At 73.6% G+C, this 15569-nt stretch carries 7 protein-coding genes; 6 read left to right on the top strand and 1 reads right to left on the bottom strand.

Going from position 1 to position 15569, the window contains the following annotated elements; all coding sequences use genetic code 11:
• Positions 1-420 precede the first annotated feature (420 nt).
• The 4 genes from ND748_RS11820 to ND748_RS11835 all read left to right on the top strand — a co-directional run bounded on the left by ND748_RS11820 (position 421) and on the right by ND748_RS11835 (position 12148).
• Positions 421-8049 (top strand): hypothetical protein, encoded by a 7629-nt coding sequence (locus ND748_RS11820; RefSeq protein ID WP_251745773.1) that lies wholly within the window; start codon positions 421-423, stop codon positions 8047-8049.
• Positions 8050-8170: 121 nt separating this feature from the next.
• Positions 8171-9214 carry a hypothetical protein gene (locus ND748_RS11825; RefSeq protein ID WP_251745775.1) on the top strand — a complete coding sequence of 348 codons (1044 nt, stop codon included), beginning with the start codon at positions 8171-8173 and terminating at the stop codon, positions 9212-9214.
• Positions 9211-10326, top strand: coding sequence for a hypothetical protein (locus tag ND748_RS11830; protein ID WP_251745776.1), 1116 nt, complete (start codon positions 9211-9213; stop codon positions 10324-10326). Before ND748_RS11825 ends, ND748_RS11830 begins: the two co-directional genes overlap by 4 nt.
• Positions 10327-10387: 61 nt before the next feature.
• Positions 10388-12148, top strand: a complete 1761-nt coding sequence (locus ND748_RS11835; RefSeq protein WP_251745777.1) for a hypothetical protein — start codon at positions 10388-10390, stop codon at positions 12146-12148.
• A 74-nt stretch (positions 12149-12222) separates the two neighbouring features.
• Here the strand turns inward: ND748_RS11835 and ND748_RS11840 are convergent, their stop codons facing one another.
• Positions 12223-13185, bottom strand: coding sequence for a hypothetical protein (locus tag ND748_RS11840; RefSeq protein ID WP_251745778.1), 963 nt, complete (start codon positions 13183-13185; stop codon positions 12223-12225).
• A gap of 280 nt (positions 13186-13465) precedes the next feature.
• On the opposite strand from ND748_RS11840, the gene ND748_RS11845 reads away from it, so the two are divergent.
• Both ND748_RS11845 and ND748_RS11850 read left to right on the top strand, forming a co-directional pair.
• Complete coding sequence (locus ND748_RS11845) at positions 13466-14644, top strand: hypothetical protein (protein WP_251745780.1); 1179 nt, start codon at positions 13466-13468, stop codon at positions 14642-14644.
• Positions 14645-14753: 109 nt separating this feature from the next.
• The coding region (locus tag ND748_RS11850; protein WP_251745782.1) for a right-handed parallel beta-helix repeat-containing protein at positions 14754-15569 on the top strand (816 nt) is incomplete at its 3' end.

Genomic DNA, 15569 nt, shown 5'->3' on the forward strand with positions numbered 1-15569 from the left:
TAGGGGTTTGTGGGGGGCGGGGGGGCGGGGCCGCGCGGGGGGGGGGGGGGGGGGGGGGGGCGGGCGGCCGGACCACCCCCGGCCGCGCCCCCACCCGCCGCGGTACGGGCGGCGGTGAACACCGACCAGGTCGGTGGCCGTGCCGCCGGTCCTGATGTCCCCGGTCCTGATGTCTCCGGCCCGGATGCTGCCGATCCGAGCAGCGGAGCCGATCCGGGCTTGTCAGCCAGTGGACCGGACGCCGTCGCACCGGCAGCCGGCGGGGACCGTGGACCGACCGGCGGTGCACCGGCGGCCGGCGGCGCAGACAGCGGATCGCCATCCGGACCGCCATCCGGACCGCCGCCTGGGCGTCCGCCCGACCCCCCGCACGGCCCCCCGCCCCCCTGGGAGGCCCATGAACTTCCGCCGCACCTGCACGTGACACCGCGCGACCCCCAGCCCGGGGTCACCGTCACCCTGCTCGACGATCCGGCCCGACCGCCGGACGCGGCCACCGTCGACGCGCTGGCGCTCATCCACCCGCCCGGTGGGGAGGGCGCCGCACTGGTCGGCCGGGGGGATGCGCCGGGGCGGCTCGATCTCGCCGGCCGGCCGGTTCCGGCCGACAGCCTGGTAACCGCGCTCGATCAGCTCGGGGTGCCGACCGACCAGGGCTTCTACCTGGTCGTCCCGCACGCGGACGGCCCGGGCTCGTTCGCCGCCGACCTGCGCGCCCGCACGGGCGGCCCGGTGGCCGCCTCCAGCCACGATGTCACTTTCGATGCGAGTACCGGGACGGTCCACGAGGCGATTCCCGGGCGGGACGCCGAGGGCAACGCCGTGGCGCATGTCCGCGAGCTCGGAAGCACCCAGCCGGCAGCTCCAGTGCCCGGGCACTCGGCTGCCATGCCGGCGCCGGGCCCCGCCGAGGTGTCGGGTACCTCGCCTTCCGCTGACGTGCCCGGCACCTCGCCTCCCGCCGGGCCCGCACCGACCGGTTCCAACGGGTCGGCTGCCGGTCGTCCACCCCCGGGCACCGCCGTCGGAACGAGTCTGGGGCACCTGGAGCCGTTGCTGCGCGAACTCGGGATGGACCAGGACGTTCTGGACCGGCTGGGGGACCCTGCGGCAAGCAGCCTGCCGGACTCGCTCGCCGCACCGATCCCTGCCGATCCGCGCGAGGCGGCCGCGATCCTGGCGGCGGCCGTGGTCACCGCCCGCACCTGGCGGCCGGGTGAACCACTCGCCCCCCGCGACGTCGACAACCTCTACCGGTTCTACCGGGACCGGCTCGCTGAGATCTTCGGTCGAGTGGGCCGCGGCGGCGCGGATCCGTTCGACGGCCAGGCGCCCTTCGTCGAGATCGTCGCGCCGGCCGGCGGCCCGGTGCCGTTGAGGCTGACCAGTGCGGCGGCCGGCCATCTGGCCGACGCGGCGGAATCCCTGATCGACGGCCGGCCGTTCGGCTACCGGCCCGGCGACGATCTCAACGCCATCCAGGAAGCGACCGCACGTGACATCGAGGCCGCGGCGGCCGCCGCGGCAGCGGCAGCCGGCATCGCTCTGCCGGTCGGGTTCGACCCGGCACACGGTCGGGTGGCCGGCGGGCACGTCGAGTTCATCGCCGACCAGACGCTGACCGACGCCCGCGACGCCGGGCCCCTGGCCGAGCAGGTCGTCGATCTGCTGGCGCAACGTCCGCCCTGGTCGGACGGCCGGCTCCACGCGGAGCTGCGCAAACAGATCACCGCCGGGTTCGAGAACCTCATCAACGAGCTGGGGGGGCCGGAACTCGGCTGGCGCCTGGTCTCCAGCAGGGGCGTTGAGCTGGCGTTGCGCCATCCCGAGACGGGTGACCCGCTACGCCTGCCCGTGCGGTTGGCGGCCGACCCGAGTCAGCAGCCCCGGCTGCTGTCCCCCGCCGAGGCCGCTGCCCGCCGCGCCGCTGCCCGCGGGGAGCCGGTCCTGGCGACGGTGGAAGGGGCCGGGACCGCCCGCCGCACCGCCGCCGGCCAGGCCGGCGGCCTAGTCCCGCGGGGCGGGGTGGTCTTCGGATACACCCGGGCGGATCGCTCGATCGCCGTCGCGGGCATCGTCGAAAGCAACGGCAGCCGCCTCGTCCGTAACGAGCAGCGGGACAACACCGGTTCCCGGCGGGTTCTGTTGCCGTGGGATCCGCAGGGGCCCCGTGATCTCCGGGCCCGCCTGGAGCTGCCCGCCGAGCTACAGGTCTCGCTCATCCCCGACCGGCTGGTGGCCGGGGCCGGCATCCCCGAGGTTCTCACCGGTCCGACCACGGTGACGTTCTCTCTGTTCGAGGGGACGGTTCAACACCTGACGCAGGGCGGTACCCCGGTCGGGGGCGAGGTCCGGATGCCCGGCAGCGGATCTCCGACCGAGCATGATCACACGCGTACCACCTTCGGTCGGGTGCCGATGTACGCCGTGGAGTCCGTACACGGTCTGACCGAACTGACCGACGCCGTCGTGGCGCAGGGGGCGGACGCAGGCTGGATTGCCGAGTACGTCACGGAACAGTTCGACGATCTGCTGCGAGGGCCGGGCGTGTACTCGCCCGAGGCATTCGGCGTCCACCTGCGGGCGGACCTCCTGCGTGCCACACCGGGGAACGGCCGGGCCGATGTGCGGATCCGGCACGACACCCAGCGGGTGCAGATCACCGGCGCCATCGACAGCCATGCCAGGGGGAAAACGTTCTCCGTGAGCGGCGTGCTCGCCAACCGCTTCGAGGCACGCCTCGACGTCCAGAGGACGCGTGCCAGCGAACGCACCATCGCCCGCGGCGCCGGCACGACCATGAGGATCGACCATACCGGCGTCAGCGTCCCGATCGAGGTTGCGCTGCGCGTCACCGCGACGTTGCCGTCAGGGGGGTCCGCGCGCGGGGATATCACCGCGGTGATACGCATCCCGGCCGAATCCGCCGCCCGTGTGCTCGCCGAGCTCGACGAGTTCAACGCGGCGACTGTCCTGGCGGTGGCCGGGACGCCGGCCGTGCCGCCGGCCCCGGCCGTGGGAACACCGTCGCAGGAGAGCTCGGCCCCGGCGGCCGAGGTCGCCTCGACATCACCGTCGCACTACCTTCCCAGCCGGCTCGGCCCTGCGGCGGTGGTGGTCGGTCTGGACGGCGCGGGCCTGGTGGCCGACCGTATCGTCACGGCGCTGCGCAGCCGGGTCGAGCTGGGCGCGGAGGACTTCGCCGTCAGCAAGCAGATAGCCGAGCATTTCTCTTCGGGCGCGCTGTTGGCCAGGCAGCGTGAGCTGTTCGGCGGAAGCCTTGAGCTCCCACTGACGATCGGACAGCAGCAGGTCGAGATCACGGTACGCGCGGTCATGGAGGTGGGGCCCCATCCAGCGACTGAACTGGGCAACGCCCGGCTGGCGATCGCCGTGCGGGAGGCCACCGCGACCGGGTGGGCCGACACCCGCGGATGGCAGGTCGTCGCTGGGGGCGGCGTGCGCGCGTATCTCGACGGGGACCCGATCCTGCTCGGCGCGCGAGGCCGCGGCGAGGCCGGCGGTGGAGCGACGAGAAGTAACCGTTTCGAGGACCAAAGCACCTTCCAGGACGAGTTCGATTTCAAGGGTGCGTCCGTCAGCGCCGATATCCGGGCCCGCATCGAGTTTGACATCGCGGTGCGCTCCGAGCCGGAAATCCCGTCCATCCGACGATGGATAGCGGGCCGACGCACCGAGCTACCGCCGGAGCGGGCGGACGTACCCGGCCAGCTGCCGGATGCGTCAGCGCAGCCCCTGCCCCCGAGTGGCCAGGCCACCCCTCCGGACAACATGATCGACGTTCGGGCCACCGTCTGGGCACCGGAGGGCTTCGCCTCACCTAACCCGGACGCGGCGGATCGGCTGCGCCCTGCCGTCCTCGACCAGGGCGCGCCGTTGCCCGATGACATCGTGGAGTGGGTCGTGGCCGGGCCCGCGGCCGTCCGGGTCCTGTCGGACCTGCTCATCGGGCGAGGGTTTGCCGCTAAGACGGCAGATTCCCTCGCCCACGACCTCCTCAACGTCGACAATGTGACTGTCAACTACCGGCAGAGTGGACGTGTCGTCCGTCCTGTCCGAGACCCGGCGACCAACCGGGACGCGGTGGTGATCATCGAGATCGCCGGCCGGAACCTTCGGCAGGCGGACGGTTCGGCGTCGCTCAATCGCAAACTGACGGAGAGCGGGGGTCACCGGGCCCAGGCCGGTCGCGGCGGGCGGCGCACGGTCGGCTGGCTCACCACCTCCGCAGACGCCGCGGCGAAGGCGCCGCAGGACTGGCGGACGTCGGCGCCAGGCCGCTCCGACGGCCGCAGCAGCCGCGGGGCGGCAGACAGCAGCGACGGCACAGGCGTCCTCAGTTCGACCCAGCGAAAGTTCGCCAAGGCGGACTATGTTCAGATTATCGGCGACGCTCGCCTGGTGATTACGGTGATGGCCCCGGAGAGCTACGTCTCGACGCGCGCCCCGGCGGCATCGTCCGGCGGCGTCGAGCCTGTGGGCCACAGCGGCCGGGGCGACGGACCCGCCGCGGGCGCCAGGGTGATCGACACGTCCGACGCCATTGCGATCCTGCGCCGGACCAGTCCGTGGCAAACGTCCTCGACGGCGCTGCCCACGTTGCCTCGACACGACGTAACGACCGCCGATGTTCAGGAACTACGTTTCGTCGAGGGCTGGGACGGCCAGCAGAACGCCGCACAGCGCCGCGCAGTCGATCTGGTCCGTACGCTCGACCCGGGGGAGCTGCAGCGCGGGAGAACACTCGACGAGCTGCTCACCCGGTTGCGGTCGGAAAACATCGAGCGCGACCTGCCGAACCTGTGGGGCGGACGGACAGTCAGTATCACCCCGCGCCTGGAACTCGTGCTGCGGGCGCGGGTCGCAGCGGACTTCACCTACGACGGCACCGCGCCCGGCGTGGAGACGGTGCGATCCCACTCGGTGGTGACGCAGGAGAACCATGCCCGCAGCAGGACCGGCAACCGTCGCGCGGGGTGGAGCGGTGAGGAACGCGAGACCGAGCCCCGCCACTACACCGCTGGCGCGGTGGACCTCACCCGCGACCGGCAGAACACGGTCGGCGCCGGCGACGGGGTGACATCCGCCGACGCCGCGCAGCACCGGCACACCGCCGACTGGGACCGCTACAAGGGTCCGGTCGAACTGGACATCGTGGTTCGCCCGGTGCAGTCCGGATTCCCGCACCTGCTCGGCTCGCGGCGAGCCCCCGTCGGGGACACCGTCGGCCTCGAACTGACAGTGCTCGTTCCCGCCGGCGACCCGGCGCCGCTCCAGCCGGCGTCGTCCCACCCGGCCGGGGCGGACGCCGGTGACGCGCCGGCCGCGACTGCCGGTGTCTCCGGCGGCGCAGGTGACCGGACACGGGCCGTGTCGATCATTGTCGATCCGGAGGGAACACCGGAGCTGGAGATCCGAGCCGCCGGCCACCGGCTCGCCGGGTTCGCCCGGCCCGCGTTCGACCGCGGCGACGTCCGCCTGGACCACGTCGATCCGACCTTCCTCGGGGAGGTCCGTGAGGCGCTGCGCGGGCTCGTCGGCCGCGGGCCGATCCGGGACGCGATTGTCGCACCGTTCACCGAGCGCGACTTCGCGGCGCGTTTCCCGGCTCTGCTGGGGGCCGACGGGACGACGATGGCGATCGAGCGACGCGGGGAGCGGGGCGTCACCGTCCTCGACGTGCGCGCCGCCCTGTTCGATCCGTCGCCGCATCCCACGAGATCCTCCTGGCTGCAGGAGCGGCAGGCCAACGAGACCACGGTCACCACGAGCTGGTCGGACTCGCACGGAACGGGCGGCAGCCGGGCAGCGGCGGGGCGGTTCGTGGAGGGCCTCGGCGAGACATCGACATCCTCACCTCCCGTCCACGTGCCGCGTGGCCACAACTCGCCGTGGGAGCTGGACCCGGCCTACTACGGTCCGCCTGCCACCGCCTACGCCGGCCCGCATGTCAGGCTGCGCCTCGAACAGACGGCGACCCGGACATCCACCCGCGACATCACCCGGTTCACCCAGTCCAGCCGGGACGTCACGATGCGTTCGCTGACCGCCGGTCTCGTCCTCGACGTCACCGCCAGGGTCGGCAGCGAGGTCCACCGGCTGCGCTTCCATGATTCAACCGGCCGGGCCGTGACACTGATGGCCGATGCGGCGGCGCTGCTCGGCCATCCCGATCCCGACCTGCGAGCGGTGACCTCGGCCGGCGTGCCGCTGCACTACAGCAAGGTCGACGCCAGCGGCGGGGTCTTCCTGCCCGCCGAGGCCGCGGGCGGTGGCGGGCCGGCCGCGGACCGGTCCGTTCAGGCCCTGACCGCCGCTCGTGCGCTGCGCTTTCCGCATGCGTTCACCGTCGCGGCCGAGGCCCACGATCCCGCCCGTGGAGTTCGGCTGGCCGGCCGCTGGCTCGACGCCGGCCAGCTCGCCGACCTCGTGGCCGGCCGGTCCGACGCCCGCGCCATCCTCGGGACCGCCCCGTCGGCCGTCGCGCTGTTGGTCCCCGGCGTGCCGGCGAGCTATGCCAGCGACGTCGCCGGGTCCCTCGCCGACCGACTGGGCACCCGGGTCGAACTTGTCGCGACCCCGGACGGGGTGATGCAGACACCCCAGGGCGTCTACGCCGGCCGGACCCGCCTCGCCACGGATCGGTTCTCCTTTGGCGAGTGGTACACCGTGGTCGCCGAGCCTGGCGGGCCCGCCGCGGTGACCCGCCTGCCGCCGATGACGCGCGAGGCGGCCGACCTCGCCGAGGTGCTCGGCCAGCGGGTGGGTTCCGGGCCGGCGCCTGACCCCGGGGGACCCGCGGAGGCCCGAGGCGATCCGCCCGGCTCGCTGACGGACCACCCCGACGGCATCTACCCGCCAGACGAGGGGTTTTACTGGCCACCGAGAACATCGAACCCGCACATCGACGGCGGGCACCCGAACGTGCGGCCGCTGGCCGAGCCGCAACCGCCGGTGCCTGCTGCCGACGCGGGGGACTGGACACCGGGTGAGCTGTCGGAGTTTCTCCGGGACTTCGTCGAAGTGGTGGTGACCACGGGCGGGGCGGAGCTGGTGTGGGTTCGCACCGAGTCGGAAGCGGCCGACGGGGTGGCCCGCGCCGCGCTGGGCCGGGCCGATCTGGACCCCGCGTGGATCGGCGTGGCGGCGCACGGTGTGGCCAGGCCCGACGGCGCGGTCGGCGTCCATGCCGGGGGCCGGTGGGTGCCCCCCGAGCTGCTGGCCGCAGCGGTGAACAAGGTGGTTGCGGCGAGCGGCCGGCGGCCCGACGGTGACCAGCTGCTGATCTGCCAGGCGGGCGGCGACTATGCGCGGGCCTATCAGGCGGTGACCCGTCGCGCGGCCGAGTCGAGCAGTGACGACGTCTGGATGATCAGAGATGGTGATCATGCCGGCGGGCTCGTCGCCGCGCCGCCCAAGGTCGTCGACGACGTGGCCCGACCGATGTTCGGAGCGGCGGGTGACCCGCTCGGCCGGTTCACCGTGAGCCCGCCTCCCCGCCAGCCGGGGACCGTGGTTCCGCCGTGGGCAGCCGGTCCGGTCCGGTCCCGCCCGCCGGCACCCCTGCCGCCGCTGCAGACCTACAGCCGCTTCGGCGCGGACCCGGCCGATCCTGTTCTCCCGACCGGGCAGGTCGTCCCCGTCGGCCTGGACGGGGTGGGCGCGCGCATCGAGGCGCTCGCCGAGGTGGTTCGCCGGGTCGGCTTCCGCCCTGAGACGGCGGACAGTCCCGTGACGCTCGCGACTACCCTGCACGAGGCATGGGACCTGCTCACCCGGGTCGACCCGGGGCAGGCGTCGGGGGACGGCGTCGACTTCCTGCTGGCCGTGTTCGACGCCCCCGAGGAGCTGTGGCCGGGTTCGTGGCGTGCCGCCGCGGTGGCCCTTACCGCGACCGGGGCTCCGCTTGAACATGTGCTGCGGGGGCTCGCCGCCCATCCGGACTCGCGGGTCGATCAGCGTGACGCCATCGGGAGGACTCTCACCGGCCTGGCGGCATCGTCAGCCGCGGTCCTGCCGGCCGGCTGATCGGCCGAGCCGTGCCGGCCCTGGCCGCCCCGGCGCCCCGGTGGCGTTGAGATCGTTGGGTAGAAGAAGGGTGAGCGGATGCCGGCAGTACACGCCCCGGTTCTAGTCTGGGTTGGTGGCGGTGGGTGAGCCGGCGGCATCGACGGAACGTCGGCCCGGCGAGGCTGATCTCGACACCCGCTGTCACTGGCTGCTGCTGCGACTGTCCGGGCTGGTTTCCGACGAACTGCTCACCCGCGCCCGTGCCTGGCTGGCGCAGGGCCGCCGGGTGGACGTGGCCGCGGCGGTCGTGCAGGCCGCTGTGCCCGTCGACCTGGCCCTGAACGCCGCAGACGTCCGCCTGCTCGACGAGCTGTACACGGCGGCCGACCTCGACGCGCGGGCCGTGGGGTCGGTCAGGATCGGCAGGCCGAACCGGTCCGGTGAGGCGGCGCGCGGGTTCAGGTTCAGTGCCGGGCCTCCCGCCGCTGCGGGCGAGGAGCCATTGGCGGAGCAGGACGATGTTCTCGGCGCGTTGCTCGCCGACGTGGTGACGATGCCGTCGGTTCGGGGCGTGTGGCTTGCCTGGCGCTCGGCGGCGAACGGCGCTCCCTGGCCCCCGACGCGGCGGGTGTTCGTCGTCGAGACGGATGACGACGCCGACCTGCCCGCGGTCACGGCCCGAGCTCAGCGCGTACTCGCCGGCGCCGGGGAGGCTGCGCCGCAGGTGGAGACCTACCCGACAGCGGCCGAGCCGCCCTCCCGGACGGAGCAGGCGCGGACCCGCGGGGCCCTGGTATATGTGCGTGGGCCGCGGCCGGAGATCCAGTTCGCCCAGTTCTTCGACGAGGTGGATGAGTCAGGTCCGCAGATCGGCCCGGACCATCCGAGGCTGGCGGACCCGGAGCGGGTGCACGTGCTGAACTACCTCAGTGATGGAAAGGTGTTGGCATCCACCACTGCGCGCGCCGTCGACCGGCTGCGGCCGCAGGACGGCCCGATAGTGCCGGTCACCATCCGCACCGACGGCGTCTGGATCTGGAACGACGCGAGTTGGTACTACCTGGAGAAGTACCACCTTGCGCCGCATCCCGGGCTGCTCGCCACCATCCGCGCCCGCGGCTACGTCTGTGCGCGGGTCGATGCCGTGGCGCTGCGCCTTGCCACAATGCGGCTGTTCCCATGACGGTCGGCGCGGACGAGAGCGCTGGCTGGGTGGCCCGCTGCCACCTGATGTTGCTGTGGATCGCGGGCTTCGTGCCGGACGACATGCTGACGGCGTGCCGTGCCTGGTTGGCGCAGGGGCGGGTCGTCGATGTGGCGCTGACCGTGGCGCAGCAGGCGGGTCTTACCGGCGTCGAGCTCTACCGGGAGGACGTCGAGCTGTTGGTCGAGATCCGTCGGGCGGCCGGCATCGCCGTGCCGCCCGAGGAGAATCTTGCCCTGATCGACGTCCCGCCCACGCCGCCCTACCGGTTCGGGCCCGACAGGTCCGCGTCGCCGACCGCGCCTGCCGGCCGTTCCGCCGCGGCCGGGGGAGTGGATGCGGCGGTCCGGGCGGATGGCGTGCTCGGCGCGTTACTCGACGCGATCCGGGCGGACTTCGGGTCGGTGCGGGCGGCGTGGCTGGCCTGGCGGCGACCGATGGAGAACACGCGCTGGCCGCCGCCGCGGCGGGTGTTCGTCGTCGAGGTCGACGAGGAGGCCGACGCGCCCGCGCTGGCCGGGCACCTGCAGCGGGTGCTCGCCGGCGCCGGGGATCCCGACGCCGGGGTCGAGGTCTACCCGGTGACGGCGGACGCCGATCTGCCCACCTACCAGCTCTGGGCCCGGGAATACGGCCGACGGATCCACGTGCGCGATGCCCGTCCACCGTTGCGGCTGGTGCCGTTCTACGACGAGGTCGACGGCACCGAGCGGAAGATCAGTCCGACTCATCCCCTCCTGGCGGGCAGGGAACGCACGCTCGTGCTGGACTATCTGCGTGGCGCGGACGTGGTGTCGCACGATCCCCAGCTCGTCGGGGACATCCTGCGGCCCGAGGCCGGCGACGTCGTGCCGACCTTCTTCCGCACCGACGGCCACTGGGTGTGGGCCGATCCCAGCTGGTACTACCTGCTGGTGCATCACCTCGCCCCGTACCCGGAATTCCTCGCGGACATCCGCCGCCGCGGTTATGTCCTTCCCCCGGTGGACGAGGTCGATCGCCAGCGTGCGCGGGAGCTGCTGGAATCGCCGGAGGACTCGCTCGGCTGGGCAAACCACTTCTCCACCCCCCGGGCCCATGACGATGGGTGAGCCGCCGGCCCGGGATCCGCACCGGCCGGGTCCCGAGGATCTGACGACCCGATGCCACTGGATGCTGCTGCGTCTGTCGGGGGCGGTTCCCGACGAGCTGCTCACCCGGGCGCGTGCCTGGCTGGCCGAGGGGCACCGGACCGAGATGGCCGCAGCTGTGGTCCAGGTCGGCGCCGGGCTCGCGCTGGATTCCGCGGACGTGACGTTACTCGCGGAGCTGTACGCCGAGGCTGAGCTGCCCCTGTCGGGCCTGCGGCGGCTCGGAACGGGGCGGCCGGCGGCACCCGGCGACGTGCTGCCCGGTCTGACGTTCGCGGCCGAGCGTCCCGGTGCTCCGACGGCGGCGCAGGTTTCTGCGGCGCCTGCTGTCGACGCCCCGCAGGCGCCGGCCGATGCGCAGCCATCCGCGGGGGAACGGGATGGTGCGCTCGACGCGTTGCTCGCCGAGGTCGCGGTGATGCCGTCGGTGCGTGGGGTGTGGGTGGCCTGGCGTTCACCGGCGAACGGCGCTCCCTGGCCGCCGCCACGGCGGGTGTTCGTCGTCGAGACGGACGGGGGCGCGGATCTGGCGGGGGTGGTGGCCCGGCTGCAGCGGGTGCTCGCCGCCGCAGGAGAGGCCGCCCCGCAGGTGGAGGTCCATCCCAGGTGGATCGAGCCGCCCGCCCGGACGCTGGCGGCGAGGACCCGTGGGGCGTCGGTGTACGTCCGCGACCCGCGCCCGCAGGGCTGGGCGGCGCGCTGCCACCTGATGCTGCTGTGGATCGCGGGCTTCGTGCCGGACGACATGTTGACGGCGTGCCGCGCCTGGCTGGCGCAGGGGCGGTTCACCGATGTTGCGCTGACCGTGGCACACCAGGCCGCCCTCACCGGCGTCGAGCTCTACCGGGAGGACATCGAGCTGTTGGCCGAGATCCGGCGCGCGGCCGGCATTGCCGTGCCGCCCGGAGAGGATCTTGTGGGCATCGACGAGCCGCACTCGTTGCCCTACCGGTTCGGCCCTGACGCGACCGAGCCGTCGGAGACCGGTTTCGGTCGTTCCCTCGTCGATCCGGTGGATCCACCGGATCCGCGCACGGAGACGGACGCGGTGCCCGGCGCGTTTCTCGACGCGATCCGGGCCGAGGGTAGGGCGGTGCGCGCGGCGTGGTCGGCCTGGCGGTGGCCCGTGGACATCGCCCGCTGGCCACCGCCGCGGCGGGTGTTCGTCCTCGAGGTGGAGGACGACGTCGACGCGCCCGCGCTGGCCGCACACCTGCAGCGGGTGCTCGCCGCCGCGGGGGATCCGAACGTGGGGGTCGAGGTCTACCCGGTCTGGGCGGGTAACCTCCTGCCCCCCTACCAGGTCTGGGCCAGTGCGCAGGGCCTGCTCGTCCACCTGCGTGATGCCCGTCCGCCGCTGCGGCCGGCCCCGTTCTACGACGAGGTCGACGCCACGGGGCCGAGGATCAGCCCGGACCATCCCGTCCTCTCCGGTGCCGAACGCGCGCTCGTGCTCGGCTATCTGCGCGGCGGCGGGCTGGTGTGGTTTGGCAAGGTGCTGGTCGAGGACGTCCTGCGACCCGAGGCCGGCGAGGTGGTCCCGACGTCCGTCCACACCGACGGCCACTGGGTGTGGTCCGACCACAGCTGGTACCACCTGCTGGAGCACCACCTCGCCCCGCACCCCGAACTCCTCGCGCACATCCGCCGCCAGGACCACGTCTTTCCCCGGGTGGACGCGGTCGACCTCCAGCGCGCCCGACGGCGGTTCACCTCGATGCCGGAGTCGGCCGGCTGGGGAGCCGATCCTTCCGAGCCGGAAGCGCCGACCGGGCGGGAGTAGCTGTCCGGCGGCACCTGAGGGTGGTTGTTCCTCACAGCGGTGGATGAGCCGGCGGCGCCGATCCGGCTCGCGGATCACCCGTCCAGGTCGGGTGCGTCGTCCTGCCTTTCCCGCAGGTCGTTGTCGCCGCCGCCGGACGTCCTCTCGGCGGCGTGCGCGGCGTCCCACAGGGCGTCCTGCAGACGCAGCGAGGCCCGTTGCATGAGGTCGGCCGGGACGACGGCGGCGAGATGGTGGTCCGGGTCGACCAGCGCGGCGTAACCCGCCGGCCAGTGTTCCAGCACGCCGAGGAACTCCGCCTGCAGCCACGGCACGTCCCCGAGCCGGGAACGCAGCCGCACGGGCGAGCTGAACAGCACGACCGCCGCCGCCGGCCCGTCCGATCCGGCCGGGGTGGCGAGTCTCCACCAGGCGAACTCGGGATCGGACAGGTCCCGGGACGCCGACCCCTGCGGCGCCATGGGTACCACGACCTCGCCCGCCAGCAGCGCCTCGAGATAGGCGGCAGGGTCGCCCGCGGCGGCGCGCAGCGCGGCGTCGAGCGGCAGCGCGTGCCTCGCCCGGTCGGCGAGTTCGGCGACCACCGGCGGGTCGAGCAGCACCTGCGTGGGCCGCCCGGCGTCGATGAGCAGCGACCAGTCCGGATCGGGCCAGGCGTGGACGAGGTCGACGATCGGCCAGACCAGGTAGTGCCCGCTCGCCACGGCCGACTCCGCCGACTCCGCCGACTCCGCCGACTCCGCCGACTCCGCCGACTCCGCCGACTCCGCCGGCCCTGCCGACTCCGCCGGCCCTGCCGGGTCCGGCGGGGAGGAGAAGACCAGCACGACCGGACCTCGTCCGGGCACGGTCGTCACCGCCCAGCGCCGGCGCTCGGTATCGGTCGGCATCACGACGGTGGCGTCGAGCAGCAGGTCCAGATAGGTGGCGTGAGCGCCGGTGCGGACCGCGTCGTGCAGCGCCGGCCACGGCTCGTCGTCAGGGGCGGGCAGTACGGCTGCGCCCGGCCCCGCGGCGGGCGCGGGCGGCGTCGGCACGTCGGGCCGGGAACCGTCGGGCCGGGAACCGTCGGGCCGGAGACCGTCGGGCCGGAGACCGTCATGCCGTGGAGCGTCGGAACTGGCCATCGCGAGGACGACGGTACCGCGGGTCGGCCCACTTCAGGACGCCTTGCGGCGGGATGTCAGCGTCTGCGCCACTTCGGCCTCGGCCGAGTCGTGCCAGGGCTGAGCGCGTCGTGCCGGGGCTGGACGCGGCGGCGCCCCGGCAGCGTGGGGACTGTTGGGGAGAAGGTGAGCGAGCGGATGCCGACAGTACATGGTCCAGTTCTATTCTGGACTGGTGGCGGTGAACGAGCCGGCGGAGCCGACCTGGACCGACGACGAGAGTCGTGACGCCCGGTGCCACTGGTTGCTGCTGGCGCTGTCCGGGCTGGTTCCCGACGAGTTGCTCACCGATGCGCGCGCCTGGCTGGCCGAGGGCCGCCGGGGCGATGTGGCCGCCGCAGTCGTGCAGGCAGCCCTCGCTGCCCGCCTCGTTGTGAATCATGCGCATGTCTTTCTGCTCCGGGAGCTGTACGCGGAGGCCGGCCTCCCACGAACCACCGTCGACAGGGTGATCGGTGGTGGGCCCATCGCGCTGGGCGACGTGGGGCCCGGCTACCTGTTCGCCTCCGGACGTCCTGGTCTGTCGGCGTCCGGTGAGGCGGTGGCGCCTGGAGTCGGGGCGCCTGGAGTCGGAGCGGTGAGGGTCGGAGCGGTGAGGGCCGGGGCGGCTGGGGTCGGGAACGGCGCGGCGGTGGGTGAGTCGGCGGCGGGGGAGCGGGACGGCGTTGTCGACGCGCTGCTTGTGGAGTGCGCGGCGGTGCCCTCCGTGCGCGTGGGCTGGGCTGCCTGGCGCGCACCGAGGAACGGCGCGCGGTGGCCTCCGACGCGGCGGGTGTTCGTGGTCGAGACGGACGACGACGACGGCATGCCGGCCATCGCGGCCCGCGTGCAGGGTGCGCTCCTCGCCGCCGGTGAGGTCACACCGCAGGTGGAGGTCTTCCCGTCGTGGGCGGAGCCGCCGCCGTTGACGGGACAGGCGCGGCTTCGTGGGGCACTGGTGTACCTGCGCGACCCGTTGCCGGAGGTCAAGTACGCCGAGTTCTTCGACGGAGACGGCACGACCGGGCCGCGGATCGCCCCGGACCATCTCGTTCTGGCGGAGCCGGAACGGACGGAGGTGCTGAGCTATCTCAGCGCCGGCACGATCCTCGCCTTCACCACCGGACGCAGGCAGGACGTGCTGCGGCCGGCGGAGATCCCGGTCGTACCGACCAACATCCGTTCCGACGGGGAGTGGATCTGGGACGACGCGAACAGCTACTACCTGCAGGAGTACGGTCTTGCGCCCGATCTCGGGCTGCTCGCTCACATCCGTGCCCGCGGGTATGCCAACGGCCGGATCGACGCGGCGGCGCTGCGCAACGTCGCGGCACGGTTGCGGCGACCGTGACGCCGGTAGCCGCCCCGTTCCGCCCCGCTCCGCCCCGCTGCACCTTCGGCCACCTGGCACCTTCGGCACTCGGCTCCGTCGTCTGCGGTGCGACGATAGGCTGATCGGCGTGACGCGGGAGCTCATCGTGGCACCGGAGCGACGGGGCGCGTTCGCCTCGATCCGGGATGCGGTCGACGCGGCGCCCGCGGGGGCGGTCGTCCTGGTCGCGCCCGGCGTCTACCGCGAGGCGCTCGCGTTCGTCGACGCGGACATCCGGCTGGCCGCGGCCGAGACCTCGGCGCCGGTCGAGCTGGACGCGCGCGGCCTCGGCCTGCCCGCGCTCGCCGTGCGCGGCGGCCGGGTGTCGGTCACGGGGTTCACCCTGACCGGCGGGGAGCTGCCCGCGGTGCACGCCGAGCGGGCGACGCTGAGCGTCACCGACTGCGTCGCGTCGAGCCAGTTCGGGGCCGTGGTCGACGTGCGTGACCGCAGCATGGTGGAGCTGCGGCGGACGCGGATCAGCGGCGGCCAGTTCGGCGTGGTCTTCGACGACGCGGGCGGCTCGATGACGGACTGCGAGGTCGGCGACATCGCCGACGACGGCGTCATCGTCCGCCTCGGCGCCGACCCGCGGATCCGCACGACGACGATCAGCCGGTGCCGGCGCCGCGGCGTGTACGTCTACCAGTTCGGCCGGCCGGTCCTCGAGGAGTGCGAGATCTCCGCGACGGGGGACGCCGGGATCGTGGTGGTGCACCAGAGCGCCCCGGTCATCCGTCGCTGCCATGTCCACGACACCGGCGGGGTCGGCATCTCCCTCGGGCGGGGCTGCGGGGGCGAGGTCAGCGCCTGCCGGCTGGAGAACACCGGATCGCCGGCGGTCGAGGTGGCCGAGGGGGCCGACACCCGGGTCGAGACGGGCGGCCCCGCGGCGGGCCCGGCC

Origin of the sequence: Frankia sp. AiPs1, assembly GCF_023716945.1 — a bacterium.
GTDB lineage: Bacteria > Actinomycetota > Actinomycetes > Frankiales > Frankiaceae > Frankia.